Annotated in this window: 18 protein-coding genes and 1 riboswitch; of the genes, 6 read left to right on the forward strand and 12 right to left on the reverse strand. The window is 68.9% G+C overall.

Annotation, left to right across the window (positions count from 1 at the left end; all coding sequences use genetic code 11):
* Positions 1–243: 243 nt before the first annotated feature.
* Together ACO2Q0_RS17240 and ACO2Q0_RS17245 are read right to left on the reverse strand one after the other, a co-directional pair.
* Positions 244–738 (reverse strand): hypothetical protein, encoded by a 495-nt coding sequence (locus ACO2Q0_RS17240; RefSeq protein WP_423352755.1) that lies wholly within the window; start codon positions 736–738, stop codon positions 244–246.
* Positions 739–888: 150 nt separating this feature from the next.
* Positions 889–1,110 carry a hypothetical protein gene (locus tag ACO2Q0_RS17245; RefSeq protein WP_423352756.1) on the reverse strand — a complete coding sequence of 74 codons (222 nt, stop codon included), beginning with the start codon at positions 1,108–1,110 and terminating at the stop codon, positions 889–891.
* 361 nt (positions 1,111–1,471) lie between these two features.
* Here ACO2Q0_RS17245 and ACO2Q0_RS17250 point away from each other — a divergent pair, with 361 nt between their 5' ends.
* Positions 1,472–2,728 carry an energy transducer TonB gene (locus ACO2Q0_RS17250; protein ID WP_423352757.1) on the forward strand — a complete coding sequence of 419 codons (1,257 nt, stop codon included), beginning with the start codon at positions 1,472–1,474 and terminating at the stop codon, positions 2,726–2,728.
* Positions 2,729–2,807: 79 nt separating this feature from the next.
* On the opposite strand, the gene ACO2Q0_RS17255 is transcribed toward ACO2Q0_RS17250, so the two are convergent.
* Entirely contained in the window at positions 2,808–3,872 is a 1,065-nt protein-coding gene (locus tag ACO2Q0_RS17255) for a hypothetical protein (RefSeq protein WP_423352758.1), read from the reverse strand.
* Between the two features lie 397 nt (positions 3,873–4,269).
* On the opposite strand from ACO2Q0_RS17255, the gene ACO2Q0_RS17260 reads away from it, so the two are divergent.
* Together ACO2Q0_RS17260 and ACO2Q0_RS17265 are read left to right on the forward strand one after the other, a co-directional pair.
* Complete coding sequence (locus tag ACO2Q0_RS17260; RefSeq protein WP_423352759.1) at positions 4,270–6,057, forward strand: long-chain-acyl-CoA synthetase; 1,788 nt, start codon at positions 4,270–4,272, stop codon at positions 6,055–6,057.
* A gap of 94 nt (positions 6,058–6,151) precedes the next feature.
* On the forward strand, positions 6,152–6,886 hold the full coding sequence (locus ACO2Q0_RS17265; protein WP_423352760.1) for a hypothetical protein: 735 nt from the start codon (positions 6,152–6,154) through the stop codon (positions 6,884–6,886).
* Here ACO2Q0_RS17265 and ACO2Q0_RS17270 read toward each other — a convergent pair.
* Together ACO2Q0_RS17270 and thiC are read right to left on the reverse strand one after the other, a co-directional pair.
* Positions 6,825–7,361, reverse strand: coding sequence for a hypothetical protein (locus tag ACO2Q0_RS17270; protein WP_423352761.1), 537 nt, complete (start codon positions 7,359–7,361; stop codon positions 6,825–6,827). The two genes, ACO2Q0_RS17265 and ACO2Q0_RS17270, sit on opposite strands and share 62 nt — an antisense overlap.
* A gap of 19 nt (positions 7,362–7,380) precedes the next feature.
* Positions 7,381–9,216 (reverse strand): phosphomethylpyrimidine synthase ThiC, encoded by a 1,836-nt coding sequence (gene thiC, locus ACO2Q0_RS17275; RefSeq protein ID WP_423352762.1) that lies wholly within the window; start codon positions 9,214–9,216, stop codon positions 7,381–7,383.
* Between the two features lie 39 nt (positions 9,217–9,255).
* Positions 9,256–9,363, reverse strand: a riboswitch (TPP riboswitch).
* A gap of 96 nt (positions 9,364–9,459) precedes the next feature.
* Here thiC and ACO2Q0_RS17280 point away from each other — a divergent pair.
* From ACO2Q0_RS17280 to ACO2Q0_RS17290, 3 genes are read left to right on the forward strand one after another with little or no spacing between them, the layout of a single operon-like run.
* A complete protein-coding gene (locus ACO2Q0_RS17280; RefSeq protein ID WP_423352763.1) occupies positions 9,460–9,882 on the forward strand; it encodes a hypothetical protein in 423 nt (140 codons plus the stop codon).
* Between the two features lie 23 nt (positions 9,883–9,905).
* The gene (locus tag ACO2Q0_RS17285; RefSeq protein WP_423352764.1) at positions 9,906–10,922 is read left to right on the forward strand and encodes a D-cysteine desulfhydrase; all 1,017 of its coding nucleotides are present in this window, start codon (positions 9,906–9,908) and stop codon (positions 10,920–10,922) included.
* Positions 10,919–11,629 (forward strand): aspartate/glutamate racemase family protein, encoded by a 711-nt coding sequence (locus tag ACO2Q0_RS17290; protein ID WP_423352765.1) that lies wholly within the window; start codon positions 10,919–10,921, stop codon positions 11,627–11,629. Before ACO2Q0_RS17285 ends, ACO2Q0_RS17290 begins: the two co-directional genes overlap by 4 nt.
* On the opposite strand, the gene ypfJ is transcribed toward ACO2Q0_RS17290, so the two are convergent.
* From ypfJ to ACO2Q0_RS17325, 7 genes are all read right to left on the reverse strand, one after another.
* Positions 11,626–12,462: a KPN_02809 family neutral zinc metallopeptidase gene (gene ypfJ / locus ACO2Q0_RS17295; RefSeq protein WP_423352766.1), complete on the reverse strand. Its 837-nt coding sequence runs from the start codon at positions 12,460–12,462 to the stop codon at positions 11,626–11,628. The genes ACO2Q0_RS17290 and ypfJ overlap by 4 nt on opposite strands.
* A 42-nt stretch (positions 12,463–12,504) precedes the next feature.
* Entirely contained in the window at positions 12,505–12,873 is a 369-nt protein-coding gene (locus ACO2Q0_RS17300) for a hypothetical protein (protein WP_423352767.1), read from the reverse strand.
* A 37-nt stretch (positions 12,874–12,910) separates the two neighbouring features.
* Positions 12,911–13,474 carry a tetratricopeptide repeat protein gene (locus ACO2Q0_RS17305; protein ID WP_423352768.1) on the reverse strand — a complete coding sequence of 188 codons (564 nt, stop codon included), beginning with the start codon at positions 13,472–13,474 and terminating at the stop codon, positions 12,911–12,913.
* 59 nt (positions 13,475–13,533) lie between these two features.
* Positions 13,534–14,439: a DMT family transporter gene (locus tag ACO2Q0_RS17310; RefSeq protein ID WP_423352769.1), complete on the reverse strand. Its 906-nt coding sequence runs from the start codon at positions 14,437–14,439 to the stop codon at positions 13,534–13,536.
* Positions 14,440–14,529: 90 nt separating this feature from the next.
* Positions 14,530–15,627 carry a sensor histidine kinase gene (locus ACO2Q0_RS17315; RefSeq protein ID WP_423352770.1) on the reverse strand — a complete coding sequence of 366 codons (1,098 nt, stop codon included), beginning with the start codon at positions 15,625–15,627 and terminating at the stop codon, positions 14,530–14,532.
* Between the two features lie 227 nt (positions 15,628–15,854).
* Positions 15,855–18,947 carry a TonB-dependent receptor gene (locus ACO2Q0_RS17320; RefSeq protein WP_423352771.1) on the reverse strand — a complete coding sequence of 1,031 codons (3,093 nt, stop codon included), beginning with the start codon at positions 18,945–18,947 and terminating at the stop codon, positions 15,855–15,857.
* Between the two features lie 164 nt (positions 18,948–19,111).
* Positions 19,112–19,861: a LytR/AlgR family response regulator transcription factor gene (locus ACO2Q0_RS17325; protein ID WP_423352848.1), complete on the reverse strand. Its 750-nt coding sequence runs from the start codon at positions 19,859–19,861 to the stop codon at positions 19,112–19,114.
* Positions 19,862–19,911: the final 50 nt, after the last annotated feature.

Below are 19,911 nucleotides of genomic sequence, written 5' to 3' on the forward strand. Positions count from 1 at the left end.
TCGCCGTCGTGACCTCGGCGAGCGCGCGAAGCTCGAAGGTACGCGGTCACGAAAACTGCGGCTCCGCCACCGAGAACGAGGATCGAGACGTAAGGCTCTCGCAAGCCGCCGAGTATCAAGGCGATGAGCGCGGCGAAGAACAAGAGGCCCGCTACCACGCCGGTCACGAGGTACCTTACAAGCTTGGGCATGCGGGCAAGCTAGCGGGCGCGCCACAAACCGTCGAGCGTCGCCGTCCGACCTTTAACGGACCTCGGGCCGGCGCTCAGCGAGGGCTGCTTCGAGAGCAGAGAACGCGCGGAAGGGAAACGGCAGACCCCACCAATCCAGGTGGCCCTCAGCGTCTACGTCCGCCAGGAGCCGCGCTGCAGCGAGGCGCACGGCGCCTGCAAACGCCACCGGATCGCAGGCAACACAGAAGAGCTCCTCACCCGTCTCAAGCGGGCTGTCCGCGTAGTAGTCGGCAAATTCGAAGACCCGGACCCTGAATACCTGCTGTTGGGGCACGCCCTCCCAGCGCCGCTCCAGCATCAAGCGGAGTTCCACGGGTTCGCAGTCGAAGCGCGCCTGGGCATCGAACCCGCCGGCAGCAATATGGACTGCAGCACGAACCAGATCGCCGAAGACGTCCGTCGTATCGCTAAGCCCATCCAGGACGAAGCTGTGGCTGCCGATGGACAAGGTGAGATTGACCCAACCCTGGCCCGCGGGATCGAGCGAGATGCTGACGTTCCCCATATGGCTAAGCTAGGGCGTTAAACGTCCCCTTTCCACCCATCGCAGACGATCTCAACGTCGGCTCACGGGCAGATCACAGCCTAAAGCGGCCGTCAGGGCCTGAGGGCTATCGTCGCCTCGCCGAAGTCGGAGACTCAGGCCTTCCGGAAATCAGTCCCGGGCCTTGGCCTTGGCTTCGGCCTTCTGCGGGGCCGGCCAGATGCGCACGGCGACGGCGACGCTGATCGAGCCGATGACCGCTGCGGCCGCGCCGCCCCACTGGAACAGGTTCATGCCGACCGCCGCATAGTGGCCCGCGGTCGCGCCCGAGAGCAGCACCAGGCCCGCCGACGCCCATTCGGCCACGAGCTGCTTGGTGATCTGTTCGGGCATGCGGAACTCCCCGGGACGCGTGACTGGCAGGTTGGACAGGTCCCGTGAATGCCGCATGACGGCGCGCGAGGCGATGCGACCGGAGCGCACATCGGAGCCGGCGGCCCGGCGCCGGACCCCGTATTTTCCCGTGAGACGGCAGGACGCAGAGACTCTGCCACTCGGGGTTGCATAAATGGTCGGGTCGAAACGGTACTCGCCCGGCTACCCCCCAGGGAGGCCGGGCGTTTTTTTGGCCGCTGCCATGCTCTCGTGGCGCGGGTCACGCTCGTGGATTGCAGCTTGCGCGGGCGGTCCGCCCTGTGCCCCTCTGACCTGGCTTTGTGTGGAGGGCTCCCCGGTGCGTGCGATCCGGTCCGTCTTGTTTCTGTGCGCCTGGGCCGCCGCGGGGGCCGCCGCGGCCAAGAGCTATCCGTCATCGTCCGAGCTGTGGGCCGAGCGGCCCAGCCCTGAGGCCGGCGACGCCGCCTGGCCGGAGGCGGCCCGCAAGCAGGAGATCGGCGGCCAGGCCGCGGCGAGCTGCGCCGTCGAGCCCGACGGGCGTCTCAAGGACTGCCGCGTGGTGCTGGAGACGCCGTCGGGCCAGGGCTTCGGCAAGGCGCTCGTGGGCCTCGCGCCGCTCTACCGGCGCGACATGAAGCGCTATCCGGCCGAACGCGCCGTGATCGTCCACGACTGGTACGAGATCGACACCCCGCCCGACTGGCGCAAGAAGCCGTCGCCCGAGGATCTCGCCGCCGTGTTCCCGCGCGAGGCGCTGATCCGCGGCATGGACGGCCAGGCCATCATCACCTGCACCGCGACCGTGCACGGGACCCTCAGCGACTGCATCGCGCTCTGGGACAAGCCGGCCGGCATGGGCTTCGGCGGCGCCGCGATTGCGCTCACGCCGCAGTTCACGATGAAGCCTGCGATGCGCAAGGGAAAGCCCACCCCGTCGTCGGTGAGCATCCCGATCAACTTCACCTTCCCGGGCTCGGGGCTCGTCCGGCCCAGCATCATGCCCGGCCGGCGCGTCGCGCCCGCCGAACTCGGCTGGATCGAGGCTCCCTCCTATGCCGACGTCGTCGACGCCTATCCGCAGAAGGCGCGCGGCGCGGCGCTCGCCGGACGCGCCACGGTCGGCTGCAACATGTCGCCGGAAGGCCGGCTGCGGAGCTGCAACGTCATCTCCGAACTGCCCAAGGGCGAGGGGTTCGGCGCGGCCGCCAAGGCGCTGGCCGGCAAGTTCCGCCTCGAGCTCCGCACGGACGAGGACCGCAAGCTCGCCAAGAACCTGTCCGTGCACCTCCCGTTCGTCTTCGATCCGGCGATGCTGGGCGGGGGGCCCAAGGTCGTCGGCAAGCCGTCGTGGGCCGGGCTTCCCACGGCCGAGGACATGAAGGCCGTCATGCTCCCGCTCGCCCTGAAGGCCCCGGTGCGCGTCCAGCTCGCCTGCACCGTCCAGCCCACCGGCACGGTCGGCGATTGCCGGGTGGCGGCCGAAGACCCGGCGGGCGCGGGCGTCGGCGCCGCGGCCCTGTCGCTCGCCCCGAAGTTCCGGCTGACGACCTGGACCGACGAGGGCCTGCCCACCATCGGCGGCGAGATCCGCATCCCGCTCCGCTTCGAGCCCTGACATGGAAAGGGCGGCGCCCGGCTGGGCGCCGCCCTCTCTGATCCCCTCTTGCGAGGGGCCCCAACGGAAACGCGGAAGGTTACTGCGGCGGCGTCACGCCGGACGGCGCGGTCTCGGTCGGCGCGGGCGACGGCTGGGTCGTCGTGGCGGCCGGGGGCGAGACGATCGGGGGCGTGCTCGGCATCGGGGCCGGGTCGACCGTCGAGGGCGCCGTGGTGAGGCCCGAGGCGCCCGTCGTGGCCGTGCCGCCCGTGTCGGTCGAGGCGCCGGGGTTCAGCGTCGAGTACGACTGCGGACCGCTCGGCAGGCTGGCCGTGCCGCTGGCGTCGATGCCCTGTTCCGCGGCGCTGCTCGCGCCGCCGGTCGCCGCCGCCGAGGCGGGACGGGCCCGCGACGCGGTGCGGATGCTCGCCGTGCGCTCGCTCGCCGCGCTCGGCGCGGTGGTCCGCGTCGCGGCCGGAGCTGTGGTCGCCGCCGCCGTCGCGCCGGTCGCGGCGGTCGGGTCGCCGCCGCCGGTCATGGGCGGCGTAGCGGTGGACAGGGCCTGGGTCGAGGTGTCGGCCTGGGCCACCGTCAGGCTGTCGGCGCCCGGCGTCAGTTCGGCCACGCCGTCGTCGCCGCGCGTGGCGTACCAGCCGGCGGCGCCCACCGCGCCCAGGGCCACCACGCCGGCGGCGATCGCCGCGAGCGGGGCGCCGCTCTTGCGGGCGGGGGTCGCGGTGCGGGTGCGGCCGATCGGGGCCACCAGGCCCGCGTCCTCGTCGCGCGCCGTCATGTCGTCGTGCGCGGTCAGGTCGGGGCGACCGGTCATCGGGTCGGTCACCGCCGCGGCCGAGGCCATGCTCGGCTCGTGCAGCCGATCCGGCGTCGGATCGGTCATCGGCCGCGTCTCGGTCATGGGGCTCGTCGTCATGGGACGGTCGAGCGTCGTATCCGCTTCGAAGCTGCGCGGCTCGGCGGCGACCGGAGCCGTCGGCGCGGCGGCGGCCGCGCTCGAGCGGCCCGCCCCGCGGCGCTTCTTGCCGCGGGTTTCCCAGATCGGGGTCGCGCCCATCAGCGGGGCGTCGGTGACGGGGTTTTCGTCCGGCGTGCGGGCCCCATTGCCCGTCGGGCCGAAGCCCGAGCCGGTGTTGTCCATGGACATTCTAGTCCCTCCAGAAAGTGTCGCGAAGTCAAAACGATGGTACGCGGCTACGGTTCCCAGGAGAGGCCGCCCAAGCTGGGCTGTGGCGGAATAGTGGCGAAGAGTTGTTCATGAATACGGTCGACAAGATCTCCCGTATTCTTCTGCGGTTTCCGTTGATCCTCCTCAGAACGACGGAAGTCCGCGGGTATATGCTTGACGCGGCCAAGGCCGGACGCGCCAATGATTCGCCACATTGCGGCGTGACGCGGAAAAACGCCCAGTGCGCCCCGGCTGTTGCATCGACGCCGCGCACATCGTCTATGAACGGGGTGCGGCCATCCGCATCTCACGCCCTCGCTTGACCGTTCGGGGGGCTCCTCTCCAAGCTCGTCCCCACGTCTAGTCGGAGGAATTGATGCGCCTTAAGGCCAGGCTCAAGCGCGAGTTGCGTTTCCTGCGCGGGCTGACCCGGACGCTGAAGCGGGTGAAGTCGATCTCGAAGGAGAGCCCGAACCTCATCTGCGACGACCTGCAGGCCGCGGTCGAGGCCTGGCGCGACCGCCCCGCGATCACCTTCGAGGGGCGGACGGTCACCTATGGCGAGCTCGACGCCATGGCCAACCGCTACGCCCACTGGGCCAAGGGCCTGAACCTCAGGCGCGGCCAGACCGTGGCGCTCTTCATGCCCAACCGGCTGGAGTACTTCGCCGTCTGGTACGGCCTCTCCAAGGTCGGCGTCGTCACCGCCCTGATCAACAACCAGCTCTCGGGCCTGCCGCTGGCCCACTGCCTGAACATCTCGGGCGCGGGCCACGTCATCGTCGACGCCGAGACCTCGGCCGTCTTCCAGCAGGCCAAGGGCCTGATCGAGAAGCCGCTCCAGCAGTGGGTGCTGGGCCCCGCCCACGGCGACCAGCGCGACCTCGTCCAGGCGCTCAAGAGCTGCAGCCAGCTGCCGCCTGACCGCTCGGTGCGCGAGGACATGCGGGCCGGCGACACAGCCCTGCTCATCTTCACCTCGGGCACTACCGGCATGCCCAAGGCCGCCCGCATCACCCACATGCGCGCCCAGCTCTACATGCGCGGCTTCGCCGGCTCCACGGGCGCCAAGGCCTCGGACCGCATCTACGTCGCCCTGCCGCTCTACCACGCCACCGGCGGCCTCTGCGCCCTGGGCGCGGCCCTGCTCAACGGCGGCTCCATCGTCTTACGCCGTAAATTTTCGGCGACCCACTTCTGGCCCGAGGTGGTCGCCGAGGGCTGCACCATGTTCGTCTACATCGGCGAGCTCTGCCGCTACCTCGTCAACCACGAGGAGGTCCCCGACGAGACCCGGCACAAGATCCGCCTGGCCTTCGGCAACGGCCTGCGTCCCGACATCTGGCCGATGATGAAGCAGCGCTTCCGGATCCCCGAGATCCTCGAGTTCTACGGCTCCACCGAAGGCAACGTCAGCCTCTTCAACTTCGACGGCCGCGAAGGCGCCATCGGCCGCGCTCCCAAGTGGCTCCGCAGCCGCTTCAATATCCGCCTCGTCCAGTTCGACGTCGAACAGGAGAAGGTGGTCCGCGGCGCCGACGGCTTCTGCATCGAGTGCGGACCCGGCCAGATCGGCGAGTGCATCGGCAAGATCGGCGGTGACGCCCGGGCCGAGTTCTCCGGCTACCTCGATCGTCAAGCCTCCGAGAAGAAGGTCCTCCGCGACGTCTTCCAGAAGGGCGACGCCTGGTTCGCCACCGGCGACCTGATGCGGATGGACGCGGACGGCTACCTCTATTTCGTCGACCGCATCGGCGACACCTTCCGCTGGAAGGGCGAGAACGTCTCGACCAACGAGGTGGCCGAGCGCCTGCAGGCCGCTCCGGGCGTGGCTCAGGCCACCGTCTACGGCGTCGCCGTCGAAGGCGCCGACGGCCGCGCCGGTATGGCGGCGCTCGTCGTCGGTCCCGAGTTCGACATCAAGCTCCTGGGCGAGCACGTCGCCCGAGAGCTGCCGCCGTACGCCCAGCCCCTGTTCGTCCGCATCCTGCCGGCGATCGACACGACGGGGACCTTCAAGGTGCGCAAGATGGACCTTGTCGCCGACGCGTACGATCCGGCGAAGATCAAGGGCCCGCTCTTCTTCCACGATCCCAGGAAGGGCTACGTCAAGATCACCAAGTCCGTCTTCGAAAAGCTCTCGACCGGCGCGGTGAAGGTCTAAGCGCGGGCCAGGCGGCGACCGGAAACATCTGCGGTTGGCGTGCCGGCGACGAGTGCGCTAACCCTGCGCGCTCCGACGAGGAAGCACCCAGGCCATGGCCGATTTTATCAAGATGAACGTCCGCGGCGTCACGCTGCATTCGGCCGTGGGCGACACGCTGGAGAACAACTTCGACCGGCATTTCAGGGTGCACTACAACGTCCAGCGCGACAGCTACCTGACCTCGCTGTGCGAGACCTACGGCACCGACAAGGGCTCCTTCTCCATGAAGGGCCGTCCGTTCAAGTGGCCGCCGCACACCTACGCCGACTTCTACGAGCGCTTCTTCGGCCACTGCCGCGAGTACGTGCGCAACGTCTTCGAATGCGGGCTTGGCACCAACAATCCCGAGCTGATCTCCAGCATGGGCGTGGCCGGCAAGCCGGGCGCATCGCTTCGTATGTGGCGCGACTACTTCCCCAACGCCGAGATCGTGGGGGCCGACATCGACGGCGACATCCTGTTCACCGAGGAACGCATCCGCACCTTCCAGTGCGACCAGACCGACCCAGAAGCGATCGCCCGGCTATGGGAGCAGGTGGGCGACGTGAAGTTCGATCTGATGATCGACGACGGCCTGCATACGGCCAAGGCCGCGGTCACCCTACTGCGAAACTCGCTGCAACGGCTGAAGCCCGGCGGCTTCTACATCATTGAGGACGTGGCTTTCGACATGATGGTCGATCTCCTGGGCTACTTGAAGAAGACGAGCCTGAACTACGAGATCGTCACCCTGCACCGGCCGCCGGAGCGGCTTCGCGACAACTCGATGGTGGTGATTCGGGCCTGAGGCGCAGCGGCCGCGCGAGCCCCGGCGCCCACAACTCGCCGGGCAGCCGGACGTCCTGCAGCCCCATCGCTGCAAGCAGGGTCGCGTAGTAGCTGTTGGAATTGCCCCCTCGGACGGCCGGCCATGGATAACGCATCGCCTGAGCGTTGACGGCGGCGCGCGCCGCCTCGGCGGCCGCCAGCTTCTCCGCCACCTGCGCCTCCAGGCCTTCGAACAGCGGCCCCTGCGGATGGGCCTCGTCATAGAAGCCCGTGCGGTGAGGATAGTCCTCGCCCCAGATCACCTCGCGGCGGAAGGGCGCCAGCCCGCCCACGAACGGCAGCTGCGCGCCGCCCGGCCCGCGGGCGATGCCGTGCAGCTCGCGGACGATGCGGCCGGCCCGATCCTGCACGGCCACGAAGGTGTGGGCGCCGAACCGCCGGGCTCCGAGACGAAGCGCCGGCGTCTGGACCTTGAGCAGGCGGAGCGTGTTCACGCTCGCCTAGATGGGAACCCTATTCGGCGGGTGCGAGCGGCACCTGGATTTCGCCGCCCGTCTCGCGGAATTTCTTCGACATCTCGTCCATGCCGGCCGCGACGTCGTTCTGGCCGCGGGCCGCTTCACGTATGTCCTGGCTGATCTTCATCGAGCAGAACTTGGGGCCGCACATCGAGCAGAAGTGGGCGGACTTGAACGCCTCCTTCGGCAGGCTCTCGTCGTGGTACTCGCGGGCGGTCTCGGGATCGATGCCGAGGTTGAACTGGTCCTCCCAGCGGAACTCGAAGCGGGCGCGGGAGACGGCGTCGTCCCAGGCCCGGGCGGCGGGGTGCCCCTTGGCGAGGTCGGCGGCGTGGGCGGCGAGCTTGTAGGTCATTACGCCGACCTTGACGTCCTCGCGGTTCGGCAGGCCCAGGTGCTCCTTGGGCGTCACGTAGCAGAGCATCGCCGTTCCGAACCAGCCGATCATGGCGGCCCCGATGGCCGAGGTGATGTGGTCGTAGCCAGGAGCCACGTCGGTGGTGAGCGGGCCCAGCGTGTAGAACGGCGCCTCGCCGCACGTCGCGAGCTGCTTGTCCATGTTGGCCTTGATCTTGTGCATCGGCACGTGGCCGGGACCTTCGATCATCACCTGGACATTGTGCTTCCACGCGATCTGGGTGAGCTCGCCCAGGGTCTCCAGCTCGCCGAACTGCGCCGCATCGTTGGCGTCGGCAATGGAGCCGGGACGCAAGCCGTCCCCCAGCGAGAACGAGACGTCATACGCCTTCATGATCTCGCAGATCTCTTCGAAGTGCTCGTAGAGGAAGTTCTCCTTGTGGTGCGCCAGGCACCACTTGGCCATGATCGAGCCGCCGCGCGACACGATCCCGGTGACACGGTTGGCGGTCAGCGGGACATAGGCCAGTCGGACGCCCGCGTGGATGGTGAAGTAGTCGACGCCCTGCTCGGCCTGTTCGATGAGAGTGTCGCGGAAGACGTCCCAGGTCAGGTCTTCGGCCACCCCGCCCACCTTCTCCAGCGCCTGGTAGATCGGGACGGTGCCGATCGGCACGGGGCTGTTGCGGACGATCCAGTCGCGGATGTTGTGGATGTTCCGGCCGGTGGACAGGTCCATGACCGTGTCAGCCCCGCAGCGGATGGCCCAGACCATCTTGTCCACTTCGTCCGAGACGTGGCTGAGGACGGCCGAGTTGCCGATGTTGGCGTTGATCTTCACCAGGAAGTTGCGGCCGATGATCATCGGCTCGAGCTCGGTGTGGTTGATGTTGGCCGGGATGATCGCGCGGCCGCGGGCGATCTCGTCGCGGACGAATTCGGGCGTAACGAAATCCGGGATGGAGGCGCCGAAGTCCTCGCCGTCACGGATGAAGGCGTCGGTCTCCCGGCGCCGCAGGTTCTCGCGGATGGCGACGTATTCCATCTCGGGCGTGATGATCCCGCGCCGGGCGTATTCGAGCTGGGTGACGGTCTGGCCCGGGCGGGCGCGATAGACCCGGCGAGGCGCAGCGAACTTGGGCGCGAGGTGCTCGCCCCTGGCGAAGCCGTTGTCTTCGGGCTTCACCGCCCGGGGGTTTTCCACGATCTCCACGTCGCCGCGCGAGACGACCCATGGCTCGCGGGTCTTGGGCAGGCCCTTGTCGATATCGATGCGGACCGCGGGGTCGGTGTAGGGGCCCGAGGGGTCGTACAGCGTCAGCGCCGGCTCCTTCGCCGACGGGTGCACGGCCACCTCGCGGAACGGCACGCGGATGTCGGGCCAGAGGACGCCGGGCTGGTAGACCTTCTTCGAACCGGGGCGCTCGCCGGTAGGGATCGCGGCGGCTTCCAGGGTTCCGGCGGGCTTGTTCATCGCGTGGCTCCGAATGGACGGATCACGGGCGTGGGTTGGGGTCTGGAATGGGCCCTTCCCTTCGCCGGCATGACCCGGATCAGGTTCGACGGGTCGTGGGCTCACCCACCTCTCAGCCGCTCCAGCGCGGCCCCCCGAGGATTGGCGCGAACGCTACGCCCGAACGACGTTAGGGGGAAGGCTCAAAAGACAGAATGAGGAACAGGCGTAGCCGTACTAGATTACCCGGCCAGGAGAAACGCCATGAAGCCCGCCGCCGCCATCCTGATCGCCCTCGGCCTCAGCGCCTGCAGCGCCTATCCGCCGCCGGAGCCGGGCCCGCCGTTGCCCCCGCCGCCGCCGTCGGGCGCCGCCCTGGCCGGCGCGGACTGTTTCCGCACCAGCGACATCCGCAACCACACCATCGTCAACTCGCAGACGCTGATGATCCGGGTGAACCGCGGGGAGGTCTATCGCGTGACCATGGCGGGCGCGTGCCTGGCCGGCGCGATCTCGTCCGACCCGCTGATCATGCGGCAGCCGCCGGGCTCGCCGATCGTCTGCCGGCCGCTCGACCTCGACATCGGCGTGGCCAAGGGTGGAATGGACACCCGCTGCATCGTGGATTCCATCGTCCGCGCGAGCCCCGCCGAGGTCGAAGCCCTGCCGCGGAGATTGCGGCCTTAGGCTGAAGGGGCTACGGGCGAGACATGCATTTCGCCCGATATAACCCCGTCCGCTTCGCCCACCTCCCCACGCCGCTGGAGCCCCTGCCCGGCCTGACCGAGGCGCTGGTCACGCCCGGCGGCGGCGGACCCACGCTGTGGATCAAGCGCGACGACTGCACGGGCCTGGCCGGCGGCGGCAACAAGACCCGCAAGCTGGAGTTCCTGCTGGGCGACGCCCTGGCCAACGACGCCGACACCTTGGTCACGCAAGGCGCGGTGCAGTCGAACCACGTCCGCCAGACCGCGGCGGCGGCCACCCGTTTCGGCCTCAAGTGCGAGGTGATCCTGGAGCACCGCACCGGGAGCGAAGCCATCGACTACAATCGCTCGGGAAACGTCCTGCTGGATGAGCTGCTGGGCGCGAAGATCCGCCACGTTCCCGGCGGGACCGACATGAACCAGGCCCTGGCCGAGGTGGCCCAGGAAGTCGCCGACGCCGGCGGCCGGCCCTACGTGATCCCCGGCGGGGGCTCCAACTCGATCGGCGCCCTCGGCTATGCGGAATGCGCGCTTGAGCTGGTGGCCCAAGCCAACGAGCTTGGGCTGGAGATCGACCGGATCGTCACCGCCACGGGCAGCGCGGGCACCCACGCCGGGCTTGTGGCGGGGCTGGCCGTGATGGGCGCAGACATCCCGGTGCTGGGCATCGGCGTGCGCGCGCCCAAGGACAAGCAGGAAGAGAACGTCTTCAAGCTGGCCAAGGAAACCGCAGCCCTGCTGGGCTTCGAGGAGCGGGTCACGCGCGACATGGTGGTCGCCGACTGCGACTACGTCGGCGAGGGCTATGGCCTCATCAACGACGGCGTGATCGATGCGCTGAAGCTGGCGGCGCGGGCCGACGGCATCCTGCTGGACCCGGTCTATACGGGGAAGGCGATGAAGGGCCTGATCGCCCTTTCCCGCGCGGGCGCCTTCGACGGAGAGACCGTCGTATTCCTGCACACCGGCGGCGCCCAGGGCCTGTTCGGCTACCACGGCGAGCTGGACGGCAAGCTGTGACGGACGAGGCCGACACCCTGACGCTCGGCGTGCTGGGCGGCATGGGCCCGGCGGCGACGTTGGAGTTCCTGGCGAGGCTCCAGGCCTATACGCCCGCCGACCGGGATCAGGACCACATCCGCGTCCTGGCGGACATCAATCCCCGCGTCCCCGATCGCAACACGCCGGGAAGCGACGCGGGCGCCGTGCTCGCCGAGATGGCGGGCGCCTTGCGTGGGGCCGGCGCCGAAGTGCTGGCCATGCCGTGCAATACAGCGCACGCGCACGCGGACCTCATCCAGCGGGCCTCGGGCCTGCCGCTGATCGACATGATCGACCTCGGCGCCCAAGCCGCCCAGGAGAGCGGAGCCCTGCGGGCTGGCGTTCTCGGCACCAAGGGGGCGTTGCGTCTCTACCGCGAATACCTGGCGGCGCGTGGCATGGGCCTCGTCAGCCTGCCGCCTGGGCGTCAGGAGGCCTTCATGGAGGCGCTCTACCGCATCAAGGCGGGCGACGACGGGGCGGACGTGAAGCGGATCATGAAGGGCTTCGCCGACGAGTTGGTGAAGGCGGGCGCAGAAGTGCTGGTGGCCGGCTGCACGGAAGTTCCGCTGGTGCTGGATCCCGAGGACGTAAAGGTCGACCTCGCCGACCCCGGCGACCTGCTGGCGCGCCGCTGCGTTGCGGTCTGTCTGGGCTACGAGCCCACGCCCGTCTTCGTCGGCTAGAGCCTGGCCGCCCGGAACGTGTCGCAAGCGGCGGGATCGCCGGCCTGCACGCCGACCCGGAACCACCGCATCCGTTGTTCGGACGAGCCGTGGGTGAAGGCGTCGGGAACGACCTGACCTTGCGACTTCCGCTGCAGCGTGTCGTCTCCCACGGCGGCGGCGGCGCGCAGTCCGTCCTCGATGTCGCGCGGATCGAGCTGGATCTGGCCGCCGGAGACCGCGGCGGCGTGCGCCGCCCAGACGCCGGCGTAGCAGTCGGCCTGGAGTTCAAGCCGGACCGATCCGCTCTCGGCGCCCCGGGCGCCCATTCGCTGCGCCTGTTCGGCCGCGCCGGTCAGGTTCTGGACGTGATGGCCGATCTCATGGGCGATGACATAGGCGCGTGCCGCCTCGCCGCCGGCCCCAAACTTCTGTTCCAGCTCCTGCCAGAACGAGAGGTCGAGATAGACCTTGCGGTCGGCGGGACAATAGAACGGCCCCATCGCCGCCTGGCCCATGCCGCAACCGGTGCCGGTCGCCTGGTCGTACAACACCACCGCGTCGGGCGGCCGATAGCCCTGGATCTGGTTCTTCCAGACATCGTCGACATTGGTGGCCACCACGTCGACAAAGCGGCCCGCCTCGTCGGCAGGACCGCCACGGACGCCTTCCTGCTGCTGCACATTCTGGCCGCCGAGCACCTGCGTGGTCGTCGAGGGATCGATGCCGAAGACGAAGTAGCCGATCAGCGCCAGGATCACGCCGCCGGCCCCCAGCCCACCCACGGCGCCGGCCGGCCCCAGACCTCGACGGTCCTCGATGTTGCCGGAGCCCCGGCCGCCAGCCCAGCGCATGAGACGCCTCCTCAGAAAATCCGGAGGCCTAACGCAGTGGAGCTAGTCGCGGTTCTTGGAGATCTCCTGAACCCGCCGGTTGGACTCGGCCAGGGCGGCGTCTGGGATCGAGGGCAGCTTGGACGTGTCGATGCTTCCCGCCGGCGCGGGATAGGGCAGTTGCGGCAGGCGGGTCGGCTGGCGCTCGGCCTGGATACGGGCCGCCTGCTGCTCGGTGCGGAGACGTGCATCCAGCGCCATCAGCTCGTTGTGCTGGGCGACCGACTGTTGCTGGAGGAGCTGCTGCTGCGCCCGCAGTTCGTCGAGCTGCTGCTGAGCCCGGAGGCGGTCTTGGGCGTCCATCACCTGGGCGCCCGCCGGCCCGGCCAGGGAAAGAGCGGCGATGAGGATGGCGACGCGCATCACGGACATGTGGGGATGCTCGCGCGAGATGGCCAGCTTGGCCGCGTCAGCGCATCTGCACCGTGAAGCGGGCGAGCTCCTTCCGGGGAGCTTCCCACTCGGGGCTGAGCTCGAGCGCCTTCCGATAGTCGAAGTAAGCCTGCTTCATGTCATCGAGACCCTCGTGGGCCAGCGCGCGGTTGAAGTAGGCCTTCTCGGGCTCATCCACGCCCAGTTCCAGCGCCTTGTTGAGGTCGGCGAGCCCGTCCGCGTAGCGACGCTGGCCCACGAGCGCAGCGCCGCGGTTCACATAAGCCTCGGCGAGGTTCGACTTCAGGCCGAGCGCCACGTCGAAGTCCGCGCGCGCATCCAGATACTCGCTCCGGCGGAGCCGAAGGACGCCGCGGTTCACATACGTTCCGGCGCGGTCGGTGTTCGACAGGATCTCCGTCTGAATCGCCATCGTGCAGACCGCCTCGAACTTGCGGTCCGACTCTCCGTCAAGCGCTGCGTTGGAGCATTGGCGGGCCATGCCCCCGCCCAACACCGTCACCGACTGAGCGGTTGCGGTCTCTGCGAGCATCAGGACGGCGAGCGATGCCGCCGCGGGAAAGGTGAAGGCCTTCAGCATCGGACCGGCTCCGAAAGAGGCTGAAAGCGTCCTCCCGTAACCACGGTCTGTCAACGAGATCAGCCGGCGGCCGCCCGGAAGCGCCGCAATTCTCTGTGCAGGATGTAGACCCCGCTTGCAGCGACGATGACCGCTCCGACGATGGTCGCCGGGTGGGGCAATTCTCCCCAGATGAGCAGGCCGAGCAGCGTCGCCCACACGAGCTGGGTGTAGTCGAACGGCGCGACCACTCCGATCGGGGCGGCCCGCAACGCCTCGGTCAGGAAGAGCTGGCCGACGCCGCCGATCAGCCCGGCGAGCACCAGGAGACCAAGGGTCTGCAGGTCTGGAATGGTCCAGCCGCCGAGGAGGAAGCCCGCCAATCCCACCACTGTGCCGCCCAGGGTGAAGTAGAAGACGATCGTGGGCCCGCGCTCGGTGTCCGCGATCTGGCGGATCGCCACCATGGCCCCGGCGGCGCCCAGCGCGCTGAGGATCCCGAGCGTGACCCCGACCACGTTCATGTGTCCCGGAACGGGCCGCGCCATGATCATCACGCCGATGAAGCCCACGATCACGGCGGCCCAGCGGTGGCGGCCGACCGGTTCGGCCAGCAGCAAGGCGGACAGGGCGGTCATGAACAGCGGCGAGGCGAACTGCAGCGCCGTCGCCTCCGTAAGCGGCAGGTGCTGCACCGCCGAGAATCCGCAGACCATGCCCGTCAGGCCCACCGCCGAGCGCGCGAGATGTCCGAAGGGCCGCTTCGTTCGGAGCACCTCGAACCCCGTCGTCCGCCAGATGTAGAGGCCGAGCGGCACGAACGCGAAGGCGTTGCGGAAGAAGATGATCTCGAATACCGGCACGCCGCGGTCGCCGCACCATTTCACCAGCGCCGAGAGCAACGCCATGCAGGCCATGGCGGCGACACGCAGGGTGATGCCGAGAAGCGGCCGGTGGAGCGGCGCGTGCTGATGGGTGGACGTCACCGGCGCGGGTTTGGGGGGATGCGGCGGGAGCGTCAACGTCCACTTCGCGCATCGCCGGCATACCAGCGCCGACAGCGTTGCGTCTCCCGATCAGGCGGCCTTGCTGATCGTCTGATAGCGCAACGGAAGACGCACCTCGGCCTCGAACCCGGGTTCCAGAGCTCGTGTGGTCACGGATGCGTCGTCGCCGAAGAGCGCGGCGAGGCGAGCGGCGACATTGGCCAGCCCGATCCCGGTCCCGGCCGGCGCGGGACCGCCCGCGAGGACGGCGGCGTCATCGGAGACGGTGAGTATCAGGGCCCGCGCCTCGGCTCGAACGGCGACCCGCACCGTCACCCGCCGCTTGGACGCGGCGACGCCGTGTTTGATGGCGTTCTCCACGAGCGGCTGAAGCAGGAAGTGTGGAACAAGGGCGTTGTAGAGCGCCTCAGGCGCCTCGATCTCGATCGCTAGGCGCTCGCCGAAACGAGCGGCCTCGATGTCGAGATAGGATCCTACGACATCCAGCTCGTCCTGGAGCGGCACCGATGCGCCGGGGGGCACGCCGAGGGATGCCCGAAAGAAGCTGGAGAGCCGGCTCACCACCGCGACGGCCTCGGCGTTCCGGCCGGAGCCCACGAGCGAAGTGACCGCGTTCAGGGCGTTGAAGAGGAAATGCGGATTGACCTGAAACCGCAGCGCAGCGAGCTGAGCCTCCTGCGCGGCGGCCCGCGCCGCGGCCAGGCTCCGCTCGCGCTCCTCGGCCTGGATGCTCGCAAGGGTCAGGGCCACCGCGCAGGCGAAGATGACGTGCACGGCGGCCAGTGACGTGAAGTTCGTGAGGATCACCAGGTCCCACTGCTGCACGTACTGGTGCTTGGCGCCTGCCGCGGTGCCCGGGCCCAGCATCGCCATGAACAGGATGGAATCGCTGATGGTGTGGCCGACCAGCGAGGCCAGGGTCGAGGCGATGGCGACGGCGACCCGCCCCGCGCGCGGCAGGTTCCTGGCCTTCCACTGGCCCGCGAAGATGCTGAAGCAGAAGATCACGCCAAGGACGGCGCAGCCGACGAAGTAGAGACCCGTGATCCCGTCTATGCCCCGGGTCTTCAGCACGGGCGCCAGATAGAAGCTCTGATTGATCACCCAGAGCACGACGCACCAGAGCATGGCCTGCCAAGCGAGGCGAATGCCCTGGCGGTCTTGCACGCGGCCGTCTTTCAAGCGCAGGGCATCCTCAACGCCGGCGATGACCGGCCAGCGCGACCCTACCACGACAGAAGGGTGGAGACGCATCGTTCGTCGCAAGAAAGACGCGGCTCGTCGCATTGCTGTCGCGCCCCGAGAATCAGGAGGGCCGCCTTCGGGGCGGACGGCCCTCCCGTCATCCCGCGCTGCGTCCGGGGCGAGCGCAGCGCGGAGTGAGCGATGCTCGGCTAGAACGCGTAGCGCAGGGTGAAGCGTACGCTGCGCGGGCTCTGGTAGGAGCGCGCCTTGCCGACCACGGTGATCGGGCGGCCGATCCGGTTGGTCGTCTCGCTCTGCTCGACCACCCGAGTGACGGTCTGCTCGTTGAAGACGTTGAACACGTCCACCGCCGCCGTGACGGCGCCGAAACCGTCCTTCTGAGGCACGATATCGTAGCTGATGTTCAGGTCGGTGTTCGTCACCCAGCCGGTGCGGCCCAGCGAGCCGCGCGGCGTGAGCGTGCGGGTTCCGTTTCGCAGGCAGTACCAGGCCGACGGCGTGGCGCCGGCGGACGGGTCTTCCGGATGGTAGGCCAGGCAGCCATACGGGCGACCCGACTGGGCGTAGAAGTTGGCGCCGACCCGGAGCTGTTCCGTGACCTGGTAAGAGCCGAACAGCTTGAGCGTGTGGCGGCGGTCGTTGGGCAGGTAGCCGTAGGAGCCCTCCTGCTGGAACCAGGCGTCGAAGTCTTGGGTGATCGAGGTGTCGATCTGACCGACGTCCGACTTCACCGCACCTTCGTAGTTTCCTTTGGACTTGGCGAGCACATAGGAGCCCTGCAGCATCCAGCGGCCGTCGAACGGACGCTCGAAGGTGAACTCCAGGGCCTGGTACTTCCGCTTGGCCTTGGTGAGTTGGAGGTCTTCCGCGGTCAGGTTGACGGCGGCGAGGGCGCCGCCGCCCGGCCCGGCGCCCAGGTCGAGCATAAGATCGGCGCGGCTGCCCGGATTGAACAGGATGTAGGCGCCGGTGAACCGATCGTTGGCCGTGAGCGGATTGCCCTCGCTGTCGTAGGTGATGACGTTGCAGCCGGCCGCGTGGGTGCGGGCGCAGTAGCGGTCGATCACGCCCCCGCGGCCGAGGTCGGTGTCCTCGATCGTCGACTTCAGGTCGCGGTTAACGTAGCGCACGCCGGCGCGCCAGCCGTCGAGGTAGCCGTCGGCGAACTCGTGCTCGTAGCCCAGCACGAACTCATCCTCGTACATCGGCTTGATGTTGGAGGCGGTGGCTTCGGCCGGGGCCGGCGAAATCGGCCGGGCGTAGATCGCGTCGGGCACGATACGGGCGCCGAGGATGGGCACGCCGCTGGCGTCGCGGCGCAGCGAGCCGTCGGGATTCAGCGTCAGCGCGCGGAACTCCTGGTGGTAGTCCTCGCCCGAGACCTCGCGGATCGAGGTGTTGGTCGCGATCGGCAGGTAGTAGCGGCCAAACGAGCCGTACACCTTGTCGCGGCCCTCGCCGCGTGGGTCCCAGGTGAAGCCGAGACGCGGCGCGTACTGGTCGTCGAGCTTGATGTAGCTCTGGCCGTCGCGGTTCTTGTAGTCGTACTGGTCGAGCCGAACGCCGGCCTGGACGGTCAGGGTGTCGGTGACATCCCAGGAGTCCTGCAGATAGAACGCCGTCTGCTCGGCGTCGTATTCGCCGCCCGACCCGAAGTAGGTCACGCTGGCATAGTCCTGGTCCGGCAGGACGCCATCCGGGCTGCCATGGAAGATGTCCATGTAATAGCCGCCGTTGTAGGCGTGCACGTCGGACGAATGCAGCTCCTCGCGGTCGTAGCCGACCCGGATGTGGTGGGAGCCGAAGAAGTTGGCGTAGAAGTCGGCGTCGATGCGGTAGGTCTTGCGCGTATCCTCGCCCACCGGCTGCAGCGAGGCGAGGGTGGTGGCGGGGGTCAGGAAGACTACTGAGGAACCCCGGCGGTCGGCGACCCTCGGAATGCCCACGAGTTCGCCCTCGTCCTGCTGGTCCGACTTCACCTCGCCGTAGAGCGCCGACAGGGTGAACCAGTCGGTGAAGGCGCCGGTGTACTTGTAGATCTGGTTCAGCCCGCCGGCCTTCTCGTCGTAGCCGAGACCTTCGCCGGTGACGCCGACGCGCATGTCGCGGCTGAGGAAGCGCTGCTCGGTCGAGTTCTCGTCCGAGAAGATCGTCGCCTCGAGGCGCTGGCGGTCGGTGATGTTGAGGTCGAACTTGGTGAGCCAGCGCGGGCTGTCCGAGCGCGTGATGTTCTGCACGCCGGTGTACTGGGTCGTGCCCGTCAGACCCTGGGAGCTCATGGCGAAGTCTTCCTTCGTCCGGCGCACGTTGTAGAGGCCGAAGAAGAAGAGCCGGTCCTTCAGGATCGGACCGCTCAGATAGACCGAGGTGTCGATCTGATCGAGCTTGTAGAGGTCGTTGTAGACAAGCGCGCCAGAGACGCCGCTGCCGCCGGCGGTGTGGGCGACCGGGACCTCGTTGCGCAGGCTGGACGGCGACCAGGTGGCCGTGATCCCGCCGTGCCACTCGTTCGAGCCCGACTTGGTGACGATGTTGACGACGCCGCCGGTGGCGCGGCCGAACTCGGCCTGGTAGCCGCCGGTCTTCACGTCGATCGACTGGATCGCGTCGAACGGCAGGTCCGCGTAGCCCAGCAGGTTGCGCAGGTCGGTGACATTCAAGCCGTTGATGTAATAGACGCTCTCGGCCGCCGAGGTGCCGCCCACCACCAGCGTCGACTGGTTGCGCCGGCTGCTGGCGTCGATGGTCGCGTCAGGGCGCGAGACGCCGGGCGTCAGCAGGGCGACGTTGGCGATGCTGCGGTTGACCGGCACCTGCACGGCGAGTTGCGGCACGTCGAACACCTGGCCGGTGTCGGTGCGCGCGAAGTCGCGGGTGGCGCGCGCGCCGGTCACCACGAGCTCGTCGACCGTGCCGCCGCCCAGGGTGAAGTTGAACGACGAGCCGCCCGGCTGGACGCTGACGCGCTGGTCGGCGAGCGAGCCCGCCGCGCCGCTGATCTCGGCCGAATAGGGCCCCACCGGCAGGGCGTTGATCTGGTAGCGGCCGTTGGCGTCGGTCGTCGCCTGGCGCGACACGCCCTGGCCAGAGCGCACCGTCACGGTGGCGCCGGCGACGGGAGCGCCCTCGGCGGTTTCCACCCGTCCGGACAGGTTGCCCGAGGTGTAGTCCTGGGCCACGGCCACGCCCGGCAGGGCGGCGGTCGCGACGAGGCCGAGCGCGGCGGCGCCCGCGTACAGGGTCGAGGCCAGCAGGCGGCCCCGGATGGTCGAACTCTTCACTTGATTGGTCTCCAGCCACGCAAAGCGGCGGCCGTCCCGCGGCCGCACGCTCCGCCATTCCCCAAGCGGCGCTCTCTGGCGTCGCCCCTGGGTTGCAGGCTGGCAGGACGGTCGTCCGTACGGTGAAGGTTTGCGACGAATTTGACCGCGGATGCGGCGAAGCGTCAGTCCAGTCCCAGCGCTTCGGACACGCGCTTGACGTAGCTGACGCCCACCTCGACTGCGGCGCCATCCTCGGTGTGCAGGCGCATGGCGCTGCGGCCCGACCGCTCGACGCGCGCGACGGCGTCCGGTCGCACGAAGGCCGAGCGATGTACGCGCAGCAGCTTCGCGGGGTCCAGCCTCTCGGCCAGCTCCGACATGGTTGCGCGCAGGATGTAGGTCTTGGTGGCCGTGTGAATGAGAGCGTAGTCCCGCGCCGCCTCAATGCGGCGGATCTGGTCCACGCGGACCCGCACGTAACCGTCGCGCCGGCGGATCCAGAGCTCTTCGTCGTAGCCCGCGGTCTCAGGGCCAGGCGCCTCCTGCGGCCGGGCGGCGGCCTCCACCCGCTCGTACGCCTCGCGCATCTCCCGCCGGCGGCGCGCCCGGCGGACGGCCTCGGCCAGGCGATCCACCTGCACTGGCTTCAGAAGGTAGTCGACGGCCTCGATCTCGAAGGCCTCGGGGGCGTGTTCGGCGAAGGCGGTGACGAACACCACCTCCGGACCGTTTTCCAGCGCCCGGGCGACCGACAGGCCGCTGCGACCGGGCATCTGGATGTCGAGAAGCACGAGATCCGGCCGCTCCGCCGCGATCTTCTCCATGGCCTCATCGCCGTCGGCCGCGGAGCCGACGAGTTCCACGCCCGGCATATCCTTCAGACAGCGCGCCAGCCAATCCGCGGCCAGCGGCTCGTCGTCGACAACAAGCACACGCAACTTCAGGCGACCCGCAAATACGGCGCGCGAGTGCAGCGCCCCCG

Origin of the sequence: Phenylobacterium sp. VNQ135 (assembly GCF_049445735.1) — a bacterium.
Taxonomy (GTDB): domain Bacteria; phylum Pseudomonadota; class Alphaproteobacteria; order Caulobacterales; family Caulobacteraceae; genus Phenylobacterium.

What these genes read in the sequence shown, in the direction of transcription:
- ACO2Q0_RS17240 (WP_423352755.1), bottom strand. Translation starts at nt 738, where the DNA reads ATGGGGAACGTCAGCATCTCGCTCGATCCCGCGGGCCAGGGTTGGGTC.
- ACO2Q0_RS17245 (WP_423352756.1), bottom strand. Translation starts at nt 1,110, where the DNA reads ATGCCCGAACAGATCACCAAGCAGCTCGTGGCCGAATGGGCGTCGGCG.
- ACO2Q0_RS17255 (WP_423352758.1), bottom strand. Translation starts at nt 3,872, where the DNA reads ATGTCCATGGACAACACCGGCTCGGGCTTCGGCCCGACGGGCAATGGG.
- ACO2Q0_RS17260 (WP_423352759.1), top strand. Translation starts at nt 4,270, where the DNA reads ATGCGCCTTAAGGCCAGGCTCAAGCGCGAGTTGCGTTTCCTGCGCGGG.
- ACO2Q0_RS17265 (WP_423352760.1), top strand. Translation starts at nt 6,152, where the DNA reads ATGGCCGATTTTATCAAGATGAACGTCCGCGGCGTCACGCTGCATTCG.
- thiC (WP_423352762.1), bottom strand. Translation starts at nt 9,216, where the DNA reads ATGAACAAGCCCGCCGGAACCCTGGAAGCCGCCGCGATCCCTACCGGC.
- ACO2Q0_RS17280 (WP_423352763.1), top strand. Translation starts at nt 9,460, where the DNA reads ATGAAGCCCGCCGCCGCCATCCTGATCGCCCTCGGCCTCAGCGCCTGC.
- ACO2Q0_RS17285 (WP_423352764.1), top strand. Translation starts at nt 9,906, where the DNA reads ATGCATTTCGCCCGATATAACCCCGTCCGCTTCGCCCACCTCCCCACG.
- ypfJ (WP_423352766.1), bottom strand. Translation starts at nt 12,462, where the DNA reads ATGCGCTGGGCTGGCGGCCGGGGCTCCGGCAACATCGAGGACCGTCGA.
- ACO2Q0_RS17300 (WP_423352767.1), bottom strand. Translation starts at nt 12,873, where the DNA reads ATGTCCGTGATGCGCGTCGCCATCCTCATCGCCGCTCTTTCCCTGGCC.
- ACO2Q0_RS17305 (WP_423352768.1), bottom strand. Translation starts at nt 13,474, where the DNA reads ATGCTGAAGGCCTTCACCTTTCCCGCGGCGGCATCGCTCGCCGTCCTG.